Consider the following 12,820-nt stretch of genomic DNA (forward strand, 5'->3'; position numbering starts at 1 on the left):
AACGCTGTTCGCCACTACATAAAAAGTTATATCACACATTTTGTAGGGGCTGGCGTCCTTGACAGCCCACTGCTCTGCATTTGCTATCTTCCGTCAATGTTCCCCTGCGTATAAGTAGCCTGAAATAAAATTTTAGGAGGAACTGCTTTGAAAGTAAAACTAAGCAAATACTTGAAGCCCTATGCACTGTTTGCGGTGCTGACACCTCTATCCATGGTGGGAGAAGTGCTGGGCGACCTGCTTCAGCCAAAGCTTATGTCAAAAATAGTTGACGATGGCGTGCTGGGTCAGGATATGGATCTTATCATAAGAACGGGACTTCTCATGCTCCTTGTTCTTATAGGTGGCGGAGCTTGCGGAATTGCGGCTTCTGCATTCGGTGGGATAGCTTCCCAAAGCTTTTCAAGAGATCTGCGTGTGGACGTTTTTAAGCGTGTCATGGGTCTTTCTTTTGAACAGACCGACAAGTTCACAACAGGCTCATTGGTAACACGTCTTACAGCGGATATAACCGCTATCCAGCAAATGGTAGACTTCATGTTGAGAATGTTGGTGCGTGACAGCCTGCTGTTCTTCGGCGGAATAATCATGATGCTCACCCTGAACGTCAGGTTCGGTATCATAATTCTCTGTGCACTGCCTGTCGAGATAATCATGATGATAGTAATTCTCAAAAAGGCAAACCCATACTATTCTATCGTTGCAAAACGTCTTGATACCGTAAACTCTGTGGTTCAGGAGAACGTCACAGGCGCAAGAGTAGTAAAAGCCTATGTGAGAGAGGATACAGAAGAAAAGCGTTTTGACGATGCAAATATAAGCCTTATGGAATCAAACCTCCGTGTTCAGACCCTTATGGCTATCCTTCAGCCGCTTCTTATGATAATACTCAATCTGTCTGTTATTGCCGTTATAGTTATAGGCGGCTGGCAGGTGCAGGCGCAGGCTATGAAGGTCGGCGAGGTCATGGCGGCTATCACATATCTTACTCAGGTCTTGCATGGCGTAATGATGATGTCTATGATGTTCCAGACCCTCGCAAAGGCTTCCGCATCTGCAAACAGATTGAGAGAAGTCCTCGAAACTGACCCTGTTATAAAAAGCGGCAGCGTTTCCCTTTCAGATAAAACAGGGGGCACAGTGAGCTTTAAAAACGTTTCATTCTCCTATCCTGAAACCAAGGGCAGACCTGTTATCTCAGACCTTACCCTTGATATAAAGTCAGGCGAGAGCGTCGCCATACTAGGTGCAACTGGTTCGGGAAAATCTTCACTTGTAAATCTTATTCCAAGATTTTATGACTGCACAGCAGGAGAAGTCCTTGTTGACGGCGTAAACGTCAAGGATTGCAAGCTTGACGAGCTTAGAAAGAAAGTTGGCATAGTCCTGCAAAAGAGCGAGCTTTTCTCAGGCACAGTTGAGGACAACATAAAGTGGGGCGACAAAAACGCTACCCATGAGGAGGTCATCTCCGCCGCACAGGCAGCTCAGGCTGACGAGTTCATTCAGAAGATACCTGCAGGCTATGAGGGTATTATAGCCGAAAAGGGAGCTTCACTGTCAGGCGGTCAGAAGCAAAGGCTTTCTATCTCAAGAGCGGTACTTAAAAAACCTGAGATCCTCATTCTTGATGATTCCACCTCCGCCCTCGACCTTGGCACAGAAGCAAAGCTCCGTGCGGAGATAGACCGCAAAATGAACGGCACTACCCTTATCATAATCGCACAGCGTATCCAGAGCGTAAAATCATGCGACAGGATAGCCGTCCTCGATCACGGCAAGCTTTGTGCCTGCGATACTCATGAAAATCTATTAAAGACCTGCGAGGTATATCAGGATATCTACGCCTCACAGGTAAAAACGTCAGGAGGTGAAGTGTAATGCCTCCAATGCCTCCAATGGGACCCGGTGGAAGAAAACCGGGCGGACCTCACGGTGCAAGGCTCACAATGGAAAAGCCAAAAGACGCAAAGAACACCCTTAAAAAGCTTATCGGCTATATAGGCAGAAACAGATATCTGTTTTTCGCTCTTATCGGTGTAATGCTCATTATAACTCTGCTCAATCTTGCCGCACCGTCTATCCAGCAGATAGCTATCGACTGCATCACTCTCACTAAAAAGAAAACAAGCGTTGACTTCGGTGCGCTTGGCAAAACGCTCATAGGTCTTGGTGCAGTTTATCTCCTGTCCTCTGTTTTCACCTATATGCAGGGAATATTCTCTGCAAAGCTTTCGCAGTACACAGTAAAGACCATGCGTAAAGACTTGTTTTCAAGCCTTGTAAGACTTCCTATAAAATATCTCGATACCCACAGCCATGGCGATATAATGAGCCGTATGACAAACGACGTCGAGAATATCTCCACAACTATCTCTCAGTCTATAGGCTCGCTCATCTCAGGCGTGCTGACCATAGTGGGAACAGTTGTCATAATGCTTCTGTATTCACCGCTTCTTACCCTTATCTCACTGTCTACAGTGTTCCTTACCATATTCGTTTCAGGCGTACTCACAAAGTATATGAAGAAATACTTCATCAAACAGCAGGTGCTTCTTGGCGAGATAAACGGTGAAGTGGAAGAAATGGTCGTTGGCTATAGAACGGTCGTTTCCTACGGCAAGGAGCAGGACGCTGTTGACAAGTTCGAGAAAATGAGCAACAATCTGAAAAAATGCGGCATAAAAGCTCAGATATTCGGTGGTGTAATGGGTCCTTGCATGAACTTAATATCCAATTTCGGCTTTATCCTTATCGCAGCCTTCGGCGGCTGGTTCGCAATAAAAGGCTTTATAACAGTGGGAACCATTCAGGCTTTTATACTCTATTCAAAGCAGTTCTCACGTCCTATCAATGAGATTGCAAATCAGTTTGCAAATATCCAGACCGCAATAGCAGGCGCAGAGCGTATCTTTGAGGTCATGGACGCCGATAAGGAAACTGACGAGGGCAAGGCTGACTTTGAGGTGGAAAACGTCAAAGGCGATATCGACTTCAAGCATATCGACTTCTCGTACGTTCCTGAAAAACAGGTGCTCAAAGACCTTGACCTTGAGGTGAAAGCAGGTCAGAAAATAGCCATTGTCGGTGCAACAGGCTCAGGAAAGACCACCATAGTAAATCTTCTCACAAGATTTTATCCCGTTGACAGCGGTGAGATAACCATAGACGGTCAGAGCATTTACGATATCCCGAAAGACAAGCTCAGACGTTCCATAGCCATAGTTTTGCAGGATACAGTGCTTTTTAAGGACACCATAGAGGAGAATATCCGCTACGGCAGAGAAAACGCTACCCTTGATGAAATAAAGGCGGCGGCAAAGTTTGCGAACGCAGACGAGTTCATCGAAAGACTTTCCGAGGGTTACGACACAGTGCTTGCCGAGGGCGGCTCAAACCTTTCACAAGGTCAGCGTCAGCTTCTCTCCATAGCAAGAGCAGTGCTTGCCGACCCGAAGATACTTATTCTTGACGAAGCCACTTCCTCGGTTGATACCAGAACTGAGATGCACATTCAGTCCGCAATGGTGGCTCTTATGAAAAACAGAACGTCCCTTATCATCGCTCACCGACTTTCCACTATCCGTGACGCCGATAAGATAGTCGTTATCGACGGTGGACGTGTTGCAGAGCAGGGTAGCCATGAGGAACTTATCGCCGCCAAGGGCTGTTACTACAGACTTTATCAGACGCAGTTCTCAGGCGTTAAGACCTGATACAATGGTGTTTGGAAAACGTATATAGCCAATATCGTACGTTCAAACAAATCAAGGCACAGGAAAACCTCTCCTGTGCCTTTTTTATGCGCCAAAAAAAGACGGCTCTCATAAGAAAGCCGTCCTTAATGTTATCTGAAATATTACTTTGTAACAAGTGCCAGAGTATCTCTTGCAATGAGAAGCTCTTCGTTTGTTGGGATAACGTAAACCTTTGTCTTAGAATCGTCTGTGGAGATCTCTTTAAGTATTCCACGGCAGAGATTCTTCTCAGCATCAATGTGGATACCGAGGATATCGAGATTTGAGCAAGCAGCCGCTCTTACCTCAGGTGCGTTCTCACCGATACCGCCTGTGAAGATAACAGCGTCAAGGCCGTTCATTGCAGCAGCGTATGAACCTATGAACTTCTTGATCTGATAAGCGAATATCTCGCTTACGATAAGCGCTCTCTCATTGCCCTCACTTGCAGCAGCCTGAATATCTCTGTTGTCAGAGCCGATACCAGACAGACCAAGGAAGCCTGACTTCTTGTTCATGTATTCTGTCATCTGGTCAGGTGTAAAGCCCATTTTCTTTTCAACATAGTCAACAGCAGAAGGGTCAACAGAACCGCAGCGTGTGCCCATTACAAGACCGTCAAGAGGAGTGAAGCCCATTGATGTGTCAACAGACTTGCCGCCGTTGATAGCTGTGATAGAAGAACCATTTCCAAGGTGGCATGAAACTATCTTAAGCTCCTCGATAGGCTTGCCCATTACTCTTGCAAGCTCGCCTGAAACAAATCTGTGTGATGTTCCGTGGAAGCCGTATTTTCTTACATGAAGATCAGTGTAGCACTCGTATGGCAGACCGTAGAGATAAGCCTTTCTTGGCATTGTTGAGTGGAAAGCAGTGTCGAATACGACTACCTGTGGTGTGCCTGCTGGGATAACTGCCTTGCAAGCTCTCAGTGCAAGAGCGTGTGGGTGGTTATGTACAGGTGCAAGCTCAGCCAGTGCGTCGATCTGGTCGATAACTTCGTCTGTTACAAGGCAGGTCTCCTTGAATACCTCAGCACCCTGAACTATTCTGTGACCAACGGCTGATATCTCAGACATAGAGTCGATGACCTTTGTTTCGCCTGATGTGAGTACCTCAACGAGCTTTTCAAAAGCCTCAGTGTGAGTAGGGAAATTGCAATCCTCCTCGATGTGTCTGCCGTCGCCTGTCTTTGCGCTCACATGGCCGTCGATACCGATACGGTCGCAGTTGCCCTTTGCGATAACAGACTCGTCCTTCATATCCAGAAGCTGATATTTAAGTGATGATGAACCTGCGTTTACAACTAAGATTTTCATTGGAAAAAATCTCCTCCCGATTATAATATGTCAGATAACGGGCTTGACTTTAAGCCCATAATATCATATACTTATAGTATATCAATATTAATGATAAATTTCAAGAGCTTTTTTCATAAATATACATATTGCACAATTTTTTTACTAGGGCTTAACATATTAGTATCATAATTCGCAGTAAGCTTTTGAAAGACGGAATAAAATAAGCATAGGGTAGAAAGAGGAGTAAAAAAATGAAAATTGCGGGAATAGTTGCGGAATATAATCCGTTCCATAACGGACACAAATATCAGATACAAGCCACAAGACAGGCTGGCGCAGAGGGTATCGTCGCAGTAATGAGCGGCGATTGCGTGCAGCGTGGCTCAGCGGCTGTTTTCTCAAAATATGACAGAGCGCAGGCTGCTATAAGAAACGGTGCAGACCTTGTTATAGAACTGCCATGCCCGTTCTCATGCTCAAACAGTGAGGTCTTTGCAAGAAGTGCAGTAAGGCTTCTTGCAGGTCTTGGGGAGGACGTGGTAACGACCTTGTCTTTCGGCTGTGAAAGCGGTGATAGGAACGCCCTTGAACAGGCAGCTGAAATATCCGCAATGCTTGAAAATTCACAGCAGGTAAGAGAACTTTTATCTCAGGGAAAGACCTACCCGCAGGCTATGTATGAAGCCTCCATAGGTCTTTATGGCAGAACCGCCGAAGAGATATTCTCCACACCCAATAACGTTCTTGCAGTGGAGTATATAAAGGCTGCAAAGCGTATAGCCCCGTGGCTAGTGCCTTATGCCGTAAAGCGTGAAGCTGTTGCACATGATTCTCAGGCAGAGTCTGGTGATTTTGCTTCGGCTTCTCATATAAGAGAGCTTATAAAAGAGGGCGGTGAGTGGCAGAAATTTGTTCCATATGATTTTGAGGGCTGTAAGCCGTCCTTTACCCGGCAGGCAGGCAGAGAAATGCTTTTCAAGCTCTGCACAGCTTCAAGAGAAGATTTTCTTGCCCTCCCTGACTGCGACGAACACCTTGCCAACAGATTTATGTCTGTCGTAAGCTCCTGCCCTGAAACTATGGATATCTTTGAACAGCGTATAAAGTCAAAGAATATCACCATGGCAAGAGTAAGAAGAATGGTCCTGCACCTTGTTCTCGGCATCAGAAAAGACGATATCAGACAAGTGCCATACGGCAGGATACTTGCCTTTAACCGCACAGGCACACGCATACTTGCGCAGGCTGAGAACAGAACTTTGGAGTATGATACTTCGCTGAAAAAGCTTGAGGATATCTCCGACCATGCAAAGCGTGTTGCTTTCCTTGAAAAGAACGCAGTAAGACTTAGAGAAACAGCGGCATATGGCAGATGTATTTCAAACGAGTATGCCAGAAAGATAACCATAACCTGAGATAAACAGGAGGGCGGAAAATGAGAAGAATGAAAGGTGCGGCATGGCTTTTGACAGCTTTGCTCTTGGCTTTTCAGCTTTCGGCGCAGACTTTTGCACTTGCCAACGAGGATAACGGCATAAAAGTCGTTCCCGTAAACTTTACCCATAACGGCTATAGCTATGAGATAGAGGGCGTGGCCAAAAGCACAGACGGTGACTATCAGATAAAGTCCCCTGCAAGACTAGCCGCCCGAAAGCTCCCATCCACCTATGACCCAAGAAGCTCAGGAGAGATCACAACAGTAAAAGATCAGGCTTCGACAGGTGCTTGCTGGGCATTCTCAGCCCTTGCCTGTGCGGAGCAGGATCTTATAAAAAAGGGGCTTGAAAACCCCTCCGCAGAATTTTCCGTGCCTGCCTTGGTGCTGTCCTCAAATTCAGGCACAGCCACAGGTAAAGACGATTTTTCATCAGGGGGAAACTGGCTCTTTGCGGCCTCCGCCCTTGCAAATGGTCAGGGACTATGCTATGAGGATTACGAGCCGTTTTTAGAATCCGGCACAGAGAATATGATAGTTTCCGAAAATAAGAAAAGCGTCAGCGAATACAGGCTGAATTATGTCATGGAGCTTTCAAGCACCACGCAGGTGAAGCGTAAAATAATGGAGCTTGGAGCAGTTTCCGCAAGCTATTTTGCAGGAAATGGCTATATGAATCATAACAATACTGCCTACTATGATCCCGACGCCTCAAAAAACACTATCATAAATCATTCCGTCACAGTGGTGGGCTGGGACGATAACTACAGTAAGGATAATTTCAGATATAAGCCTGCCAATAACGGCGCATGGCTTGTGAAAGGCTCGTGGGGCGCAGATCAGGACAATGACGGCTTCTATTGGGTGTCCTATGACGAAGCAGAGTTCGGACAGTTTTGCTGCTATGACTTTGAAGAAAGCTGTGATAATACATATCACTACAGCAAAATGACAGGCTATGTTGTGAACGCCAGCAACGACGGCTCTGTTTACGGTGCAAATGTTTTCACCGCTAAAGCCGATGAAAAGCTTGATAAAGCAGGCTTTATGTATGTGGGCAAAACTGGCAGTGCGGATTACACCCTAAGCGTCTATACCAACGTTTCCGACAGCGACCCTATAGGCGTCCTTGAAACGCAGATAAGCGGCTCAGTGTCCGCAAACGGCTTTTATACAGTTGACTTTCCCGAGGATATCCTCCTTGAAGAGGGCGAGAAATATTCCATTTCAGTAAAATTCAGCGGCGACAGCGGCAGGGGATATCTCCTTGCAGAAAGCGACCGAACATCAAAGGTGCAGTCAGGGCAAAGCTATGTTTCCCTTAACGGCAAATATTGGTTTGACGTTGGAGCAGATAAGACCGACTCCATAGGAAGTCTTTTTATCTACGCTTACACTGATGATACTGCAAAGCCCGATAAAAGTTCACTTGAAACCACCCTTGCGAAGTACGGCACCCTTGCAGGCTGTGAAAGAGAAGCAAACAACGCCCGAACGGTGCTTGCAGATGAAACTGCTTCCAAGAACGATATCTCAAACGCACAAAAGCTCCTTATCTCCGCCGCAGAAGAACAGGACGAAGCCCTTGTTATAACCACAGAAGCCCAGTGGGGAAGCTTTGCAAAGCGTGTCAGCAGTGGCGAAAGCTTCGAGGGCAAGCTAGTCACCCTTGAAGCTGACCTTGACTTTGACGGAAAAACTATCTCACCTGTAGGCGATTCTGAAAACCCATTCATGGGCTATTTTGACGGCAACGGACATCTTATAAAAAACGCAGTTATCTCCTCAGGGGAGTATTCAGGGCTTTTCGCATACATAAAAAATGGTGCAGAGATAAATAACATTTCTCTGAAAAACTGTATAGTGAAAGGCGATTACGCAGGTGGAATAGTGGGTTTTTATCAAGGAACAGCCATAAAAGCCTGCACCTTTGACGGCACAGTGTCAGGAGAAGTCTATTCAGGTGGCGTCATAGGAAGACAATCCTGCGGTATCATAACAGAGTGTTCTTCAAACCTAAGGGAAAACAGCTCCGCCATTACAAATGCCTTTATAGGAGGCAGGGATATTGCCGTTTCCGTTGTGAACGCATACGGCTGTTACAGCAATGACAGCGACAGCTTGGTTTCAAGCCTTTCTGCAAAAAATGCACTTTCTCAAGGGGCATATGCAATGAACACCTACGGTGAAAAGTTCAAAGACAGCGCAAAGTGGACAATGGACGGCACTCTTGTGCGCCAGACCTCATATAGCGAGCAGGCTTCCCATAAGATAACATTCTCCGCTGTGGCACAGACCATAGAAGTCTGCACCGACTATGCAGGCAAAGCCGTGTTTCCGAATGTAAACGTTCAGCAGGGCTACACCCTCGGCTGGTATCGTAAAGGTGAACCTGTGAACAGCAACACAGTTTTCACAGAAAACACCACAGTTTCCGCAAAAGTCACCCCAAGTGACAAAGCAAAGATAGATTATATCCTTAACGGTGGCGAAAACAGCCCTCTCAACACTGATGAGCTTGGCGAGGGCGAAACCGCACAGCTTTCCGCCCCAACAAAAGAGGGCGCACAGTTTACAGGCTGGTATGCCGACTCACAGCTTAAGAGCGAGCCTATAATGTCCGTGAGCTTTTCAGACGGCTCAAAGACGCTTTATGCAGGCTGGAAAACCAATACCTGCAAGGTCGATTTCACCGATATAAACGGCACAGTTTTGTCATCTCAGACCGTAGAATACGGCAAAAGTGCCGATCCGCCCAAAGCACCGACCATAAAAGGCAAACGCTTTACAGGCTGGGATAAAGACTTTTCAAAAGTCACAGCCCATATGACAGTGCAGGCGGTCTATACCGACAGAAAGCTTATAAAAGACTGCGAGATATCAGGCTTTAAAACACATATGACATTCACAGGCTATGAGCTTGCTCAAAGCAGTATAACGCTTTCCTATGGCGATACCACTTTGACAAATAATAAAGACTATACCATTGACTATGCCGATAATATAGCCGCAGGCAAGGGCAAAATGATAATAACAGGCATTGGCGGATACAGCGGCACTATAGCCAAAGCATTCGACATTCTTCCAAAGTCCGCCCAATTGACAAGCGTCTATTATGTTGATACGCTCTCCTACACAGGCAAGCCTATAAGACCTGACGTTATGGTAACGGACGGAGGAAAATTTCTTCTTCCTGAACATGATTATACTGTTTCCTATAGCTCAAATACAAAAATAGGCGTTGGAAAAATGATCATAAGCTTCATGGGCAACTATCAGGGTACGATAACAAAAACTTTTACAATTTATCCTGCAAAACAGAAGATACAATCTCTGCAAACAAGATATAAAGGCTTTTTTATCGACTTTGCTCAGAAAGGCTCAGCCACGGGATATGAACTGCAGTACAGTACACGCTCTGACTTCACAGGTGCAAAAACCTTGATAATATCCTCAAACAAAACGGATAAAAAGACCGTTTCAAACCTGACGGCAGGGAAGAAATATTATGTAAGAGTGCGTTCGTATACAATAGTCAGCGGCAAGCGTTATAACGGCGCATGGTCTGATACAAAGAGCGTGACCACCGCAAAATATGATATTGCCAAAGCTAAGGTCGCAGGCATAAAAAACAAATCTTTCACAGGCAAGAACATTACCCAAAGCATAACAGTCACATATTCGGGCAAGACCCTTAAAAACGGCACAGACTATATAGTGAAATATTCCGCCAATAAGAATATAGGCACAGCTAAGGTAACAGTAACAGGAAAAGGCTCGTATGGCGGAGTGATAACGAAGTCTTTTGTCATCACCCCTGCAAAGCAGACCATACAAAAGCTCATGCCGGTGAAAAAAGGCTTTTATATAGACTATGCACAGAAAGGCTCTGCTACAGGCTATGTGATATCCTACGCTGAAAATATATCTTTCAGCGATGCAAAGACAGTTAAGGTGACCTCAAATAAGACCGACAAAAAGACCGTAACAGATCTTAAAAGCCAAAAGACATATTTCGTCCGTGTGAGAAGCTATACAGCCACAGGGACCAAGACCTATTTCGGACAGTGGTCTGATATAGCCAAAGTTTATACCAAATAATTATCCATGTTATCGGGAGGGATAGCAATGACCACAAAAACAAAGCTTGTAAAAAGAATATTCTCATCGCTCTTGACAGCCGCACTTGCAGTTCCAATGACGGCTCTCACTGCCCATGCAACAGGGGAGGCTTTCTTCTATCCGCCTAAAAACCCCGTCATGACCGATCAGCAGTTTGAAGTGTCCGTGACATTTTCTGCAGATTCAGAGATAGGAAGCGTTCAGGCAAATATCGCCTATGACGATTCCGTTATAGAATTTGTGTCAAGCGATAATGCCTCAGGCGGCGGAGGAGTTCTTACAGTAAACGGATTTCCTGATACCCCCTCTTCAGAAGTGGATTTCAGCTTTACGTTCAAAGGTCTGTCGGCAGGAAATGCAAATATAAGCCTGCAAAGCTGTCAGATATATTCCCCTGATTCAGAGCTTATCGGCTCGCCTACCGCCTATTGTGTCATAACAGTTGGAGGCGATAAGGTGGAAACCAAGACCGAAACAGAAACCACGACCACCACCGAAAAGACCACTACCACTACCACCACTGCCACTAAGACCGCACCTTCAAACGGCATACCCGATAAAGGCGTTCTTACAGCCCTGACAGTGGATAACGGTGAGCTTTCTCCTGCCTTTGCCTATAATGTCTATAACTATACAGTGAACGTTGACAATTCCGTTACCAATGTTGAGATAGAGGGAACAACAGCAAGCCCCTCTGATTATATATGGTATACAGGCACAAGCGAGTGTCAGGTAGGCGAAAATGTACGAACCATAACCGTCACAGACGTTGACGGCAATGCCGCCACCTATACTGTCACCATAATAAGAGCCGCAGGCGGAGATGAACAGCAGACCCAGACCGCCCAAAAGAAAGACAGCTCCGATACTTCATCTGCCGTGTCCAAAAACGCAAACGTTATGGACCAGTATAAAAAGATGCTCAATACCGCCCTTGCTATCGTCCTTATTGTCCTTGTTATTGCACTTGTAGTAATAATTATCTGGATAAGAGGAAAGATCAAAGGCGGCAAAAAGGATAAATAAGTTCTGTGTAAAGAGATGATAAACAGCCAAAAGAGGCGTATCAACGTGCTTTTGGCTGCTTGTGACAGCATTTTTCACTCTGCTTACACGAATACACATTTTTTTTACAAAAATCACACAAAAACAAGTATAATTTCGACACCTGCCAGAGTATAATGTGAATATGCTGATGGTGATTCAGTTTAGAGAGTGGCTCCAATAGGGGCTGCTTTTTTTTATGCTCCAAAAACTTTTTTCATGAATTCTTCTGTGGAGATGATCCCGCTGCGATTGTATCTGTAAAGACCAAAAAGGCAGCGCTCATCTTCTTTTTTTATTATATTGATTTTTTCCTCTACTCCAAGACTAGCCTCAAACCCCATGTTCTTTACGAGCCGACTTGCACTTTCGCAGGTTATGCCGAAAGGATAGGTGTAAACGTTTGGCTGAAAACCACAGTGTTCATCGCAAAGCGTTTGAAGCTTCGTGGTGTCGTTAAGAAATATCTTTCGGTAATCCTCGTAGCTTTCCCCCTCTAGCTGACCAACTCCACGCCTGCCATCAAGATTGTGCATATCGTAAGAGTGATTGCATATCTCCACATGACCGCTGTCACGAAGCACTGAAACGTCTTGCCAGTCAAGATAAGAGTAAGCAGGATCAGGCTCAGCCTCCTCGCAGGCAGCGTCAGTGTAAGCTCCCACAATAGATACAGTGGCTTTCATATCGTATTTTTCAAGAAGCGGCAGAAGATATTCTCTGTAGTTGTAAGTGCCGTCATCAAAGGACAGTATAATAGGCTTCTCAGGCAGCTCGCCCCCACGTTTCACATATCTTATAACGTCATTTACAAAAACAGTAGTGTAGCCGTTCTGCTTCAGATAAAGCAGATCCTTTTCAAGCTCGATAGGCGTTATGACATACTCACCGCTGCGATCTTCGTTTTTTACGATGCTGTGATACATTATGATCGGAAGCTTTATCCCATCTGTTTTTTCTTCTTTTGCAAAGGTCGGCATAACAGCCACCGCCGCCAGCATAGAAAGCACAGCTATAACACAAAGCATCACCCTTTTTCTTATCCTTAGACTTATGTACATATTTTATTTACCCCCTTTTTTACATATTCTTATTCACCTCCATATCATTAATTGCATCATAAGTTCACAAAAAATATGCTTGTGGTACTTGAAATAATTGTGCAATTATGATATAATAAA

At 45.3% G+C, this 12,820-nt stretch carries 7 protein-coding genes; 5 read left to right on the top strand and 2 right to left on the bottom strand.

Features of this window, described 5'->3' with window-relative positions; genetic code table 11:
* Positions 1-147: 147 nt before the first annotated feature.
* Entirely contained in the window at positions 148-1,881 is a 1,734-nt protein-coding gene (locus tag RBI_RS03510) for an ABC transporter ATP-binding protein (RefSeq protein WP_302465494.1), read from the top strand.
* The gene (locus RBI_RS03515) at positions 1,881-3,716 is read left to right on the top strand and encodes an ABC transporter ATP-binding protein (protein ID WP_038671094.1); all 1,836 of its coding nucleotides are present in this window, start codon (positions 1,881-1,883) and stop codon (positions 3,714-3,716) included. Before RBI_RS03510 ends, RBI_RS03515 begins: the two co-directional genes overlap by 1 nt.
* 143 nt (positions 3,717-3,859) lie before the next feature.
* On the opposite strand, the gene RBI_RS03520 is transcribed toward RBI_RS03515, so the two are convergent.
* Entirely contained in the window at positions 3,860-5,056 is a 1,197-nt protein-coding gene (locus RBI_RS03520) for an acetate/propionate family kinase (protein ID WP_038671096.1), read from the bottom strand.
* Between the two features lie 233 nt (positions 5,057-5,289).
* On the opposite strand from RBI_RS03520, the gene RBI_RS03525 reads away from it, so the two are divergent.
* The 3 genes from RBI_RS03525 to RBI_RS03535 are packed head-to-tail and all read left to right on the top strand — an operon-like array spanning position 5,290 to position 11,621.
* A complete protein-coding gene (locus tag RBI_RS03525) occupies positions 5,290-6,453 on the top strand; it encodes a tRNA(Met) cytidine acetate ligase (RefSeq protein ID WP_038671098.1) in 1,164 nt (387 codons plus the stop codon).
* A 20-nt stretch (positions 6,454-6,473) separates the two neighbouring features.
* Complete coding sequence (locus RBI_RS03530) at positions 6,474-10,574, top strand: lectin like domain-containing protein (protein WP_038671100.1); 4,101 nt, start codon at positions 6,474-6,476, stop codon at positions 10,572-10,574.
* 27 nt (positions 10,575-10,601) lie between these two features.
* On the top strand, positions 10,602-11,621 hold the full coding sequence (locus RBI_RS03535; protein WP_038671102.1) for a cadherin-like beta sandwich domain-containing protein: 1,020 nt from the start codon (positions 10,602-10,604) through the stop codon (positions 11,619-11,621).
* A gap of 215 nt (positions 11,622-11,836) precedes the next feature.
* Here the strand turns inward: RBI_RS03535 and RBI_RS03540 are convergent, their stop codons facing one another.
* Positions 11,837-12,700: a polysaccharide deacetylase family protein gene (locus RBI_RS03540; RefSeq protein WP_038671104.1), complete on the bottom strand. Its 864-nt coding sequence runs from the start codon at positions 12,698-12,700 to the stop codon at positions 11,837-11,839.
* Positions 12,701-12,820 lie beyond the last annotated feature (120 nt).

Origin of the sequence: Ruminococcus bicirculans (ex Wegman et al. 2014) (genome assembly GCF_000723465.1) — a bacterium.
In the GTDB taxonomy this organism is placed as follows: Bacteria; Bacillota; Clostridia; order Oscillospirales; family Ruminococcaceae; genus Hominimerdicola; species Hominimerdicola aceti.

Coding starts and splice junctions, on each gene's coding strand:
- RBI_RS03530 (WP_038671100.1), top strand. CDS start 6,474: ATGAGAAGAATGAAAGGTGCGGCATGGCTTTTGACAGCTTTGCTCTTG.
- RBI_RS03520 (WP_038671096.1), bottom strand. CDS start 5,056: ATGAAAATCTTAGTTGTAAACGCAGGTTCATCATCACTTAAATATCAG.
- RBI_RS03525 (WP_038671098.1), top strand. CDS start 5,290: ATGAAAATTGCGGGAATAGTTGCGGAATATAATCCGTTCCATAACGGA.
- RBI_RS03540 (WP_038671104.1), bottom strand. CDS start 12,700: ATGTACATAAGTCTAAGGATAAGAAAAAGGGTGATGCTTTGTGTTATA.
- RBI_RS03535 (WP_038671102.1), top strand. CDS start 10,602: ATGACCACAAAAACAAAGCTTGTAAAAAGAATATTCTCATCGCTCTTG.
- RBI_RS03515 (WP_038671094.1), top strand. CDS start 1,881: ATGCCTCCAATGCCTCCAATGGGACCCGGTGGAAGAAAACCGGGCGGA.